Here is a 3,046-nt window from a genome sequence, read left to right as displayed (position 1 = left end):
GTCGTCAATGAAGGTTCGACCCCCACGGCTTCGAGCTCTTGGCGCTCTTACGCTGCGGCGAGCCCTGTAAATACTTCGACCAGAAATGCGCTAGCCGTCAGGCTGCGTCAAGAAGCCAGCATTTTCCCGGGATTCATCAGGCCATGCGGATCGAGCGCCTGCTTGATCCGGCGCATCAGCGCGAGCTCGACAGGATCTTTATAGCGGGGCAACGCGTCGCGCTTTAACTGACCCACGCCATGTTCCGCACTGATGGATCCCCCGAACTGATGGACGCTGTTGTGCACCAGTTCGTATACGGCGTCTTGCTTAGCCAGCAGCCCTTCTTCCGTAAAGGCTTGCCCCTTGGCTACGTTGTAGTGCAAATTCCCGTCACCCAAGTGCCCGAAAATAACGTGCTGGATCCCAGGGAAACTGGCCTGTAGCGCTGCGTTGGTTGTTCGCACGAAATCGGCCATGCGCGACACTGGAATCGATACGTCATGCTTGATACTTTTGCCGAAGGCTTTTTCCGCCAGGGGAATGCTTTCGCGCAAATGCCACAATGCTTTGCTTTGCGTAATGTTTTCGGCAATGACCGCGTCAAGCACCAGACCGGCCTCGATCGCTTCGCCAACCACTGTTTCAAAACGCTCGCGGGCGTGCTCGGCGCTTTCGCTGTCGGACAGTTCTAGCAAGGCATACCAAGGCAGTGCTGCCGATTCGCCGTCGAAAGGGATACGCTGCTGCGGATAACATTCAACTACCCCGGCCAGGCAGCCCCCGGCGATCAGTTCAAAGCCAGTCAGCGCGGCCCCAAAACCCTTGCGTGCGGCAGACAGCACGGATACGGCATCTTCGATTGAGCTCAGCGCCAGCAACGCCGTGCATTGGGCCACAGGCACTGGATAGAGCTTGACGGTGGCAGCAGTGATAATGCCCAGGGTGCCCTCGCTGCCGATATATAAGTTGCGCAGATCGTAGCCGGTGTTGTCCTTGCGCAAGCCGCGCAAACCATGGCAGATATCGCCTTCGGCCGTCACGACTTCCAGCCCCAGGACCAAGTCGCGCGCATTGCCGTAACGCAGCACTTGCGTGCCGCCGGCATTAGTCGCCAAGTTGCCGCCCAAGGTGCAACTGCCTTCAGCAGCAAGGCTCAAGGGAAATAAGCGATCCGCATCGCGGGCAGCCTGTTGCACCGACTGCAGAATGCAACCCGCTTCGACCACCATCGTGTCGTTATCGGTGTCGACGCTACGTATTTGATTCAGGCGAGTCAGGGACAGCACAATGGCCTGGCCGCTGGCATCAGGTGTCGCGCCGCCGCACAAGCCAGTATTTCCGCCTTGCGGCACCATGGGTACCTTGTGCGCCACGCACCAGCGCACAACTTGCGCGACTTCTTCAGTAGAGCCCGGCTTAACGACAGCCAGCGCCTTGCCGCTATAGCGCCCGCGCCAATCAACGGAATAAGGCTCGGCCTCGTCACCACTTAACACATACTGGCGGCCCAACATCTGGACTAACTCGTCTAATTGACTCATTGCTAACCTTTCTTACGAATGAAATACCCTGAAGGCCATTTTAAGGTAGATACGAGCATCTTGCTCCAGCACTTCTCCACAGAATCCGGGATAATCGCCTTAATGCAATGATTTTTGTGAAGGACGTATATCGTGACCAGCCACCAACCCTTACCCGACGCGGTTTTCAAAGCCTATGATATCCGCGGCACCGTTCCCGAGCAGCTTAACCCCGGCTTCGCCCATCGATTAGGTTTGGCCCTGGCCGAACGTGCACGCGCCGAGGGTATCGACACCCTGGTCGTTGGCTACGACGGCCGCCTAAGCAGCCCCGAACTCGGACTGGCGCTGCGGGCTGGCTTGAACCAAGGCGGCATCAATACGATAGACGTAGGCATGGTTCCCACACCCGTGGTTTATTTTGCTACCCATATCCAAAAAACCGGTTCCGGCGTCGCGATTACCGGCAGCCACAATCCCTCTAATTACAACGGCTTCAAAATGATGATGGGGGGTAAAACCCTGTACGGTGAAGATATCCAGGCGCTACGCGAGGCCATGCAGCGCCTCGCCCCCGATGCGGCGCACACGCCGGCCGGTAGCAGCAGCACTCTTGAGCTTCTGGACACCTATGTAGAGCGCATCAGCGCCGATGTAAAACTGGCCCGCCCCATGAAAATAGCCATAGACTGCGGCAATGGCGTTGGCGGCGTAGTGGCCAGCCGCCTGTTCAAAGCATTGGGATGCGAAGTCGACGAGCTCTTTTGCGAAGTGGACGGCAGTTTCCCCAACCACCACCCTGACCCCGCCGACCCTCACAACCTGGAAGACCTGATCCGGCACGTTCAGACGACTGATTGCGAACTGGGCCTGGCCTTTGACGGCGACGCCGACCGCCTTGGCGTGGTCACCAAGTCCGGCGAAATCATTTGGCCCGACCGCCAGCTTATTTTGTATGCGCAAGACATCCTCGAGCGTCAACCCGGATCGACCATTATTTTCGACGTCAAATGCAGCCGGCATGTGGCCCGCTCTATCAAACACGCTGGCGGCAAGCCGCTAATGTGGCAAACCGGCCATTCGATGATCAAGGCCAAGTTGGCCGAAACCGGCGCGCCGCTGGCCGGCGAAATGAGTGGCCACATTTTCTTCAAGGAACGCTGGTACGGCTTTGACGACGGTTTGTACACCGGCGCCCGCCTGCTGGAAATCCTGTCTCGCCATGATGACCCCTCGGTCCTGCTCGAGGCCTTGCCCCAAGACATTTCCACGCCTGAGCTAAAGCTGGAGATGCAGGAAGGACAGCCTCATGCACTGATAGCGCGGTTGCAGAAAGAAGCGGAATTTCCAAACGCGACCAGCATCAACACCATAGACGGGGTTCGCGCCGAGTATACGGATGGCTTCGGTCTGGCGCGGGCATCGAATACGACGCCTGTTGTGGTGTTACGGTTTGAAGGGGATACGCCTGAGGCGCTGGAGCGTATCAAGGCAGAGTTCCGGGAGGCGTTCAGTAAGTTGGCGCCTGAGGTTGTTTTGCCTTT

Annotated in this window: 2 protein-coding genes; one reads left to right on the top strand and one right to left on the bottom strand. The window is 58.0% G+C overall.

The genetic code is table 11. From position 1 onward, the window contains the following. Positions 1-107: 107 nt before the first annotated feature. A complete protein-coding gene (locus ABWO67_RS19300) occupies positions 108-1,523 on the bottom strand; it encodes an FAD-binding oxidoreductase (protein WP_353154980.1) in 1,416 nt (471 codons plus the stop codon). 132 nt (positions 1,524-1,655) lie between these two features. Between ABWO67_RS19300 and ABWO67_RS19295 the strand changes: the two genes are divergently transcribed. Beyond that, on the top strand, positions 1,656-3,046 hold a 1,391-nt coding region (locus tag ABWO67_RS19295; protein ID WP_353154978.1), incomplete at its 3' end, for a phosphomannomutase/phosphoglucomutase.

The organism is Pollutimonas bauzanensis, assembly GCF_040393045.1.
In the GTDB taxonomy this organism is placed as follows: domain Bacteria; phylum Pseudomonadota; class Gammaproteobacteria; order Burkholderiales; family Burkholderiaceae_B; genus Pollutimonas; species Pollutimonas bauzanensis_A.
Note: the sequence above shows the minus strand (reverse complement) of the source record. Positions and strands in the feature narration are given on the sequence as shown.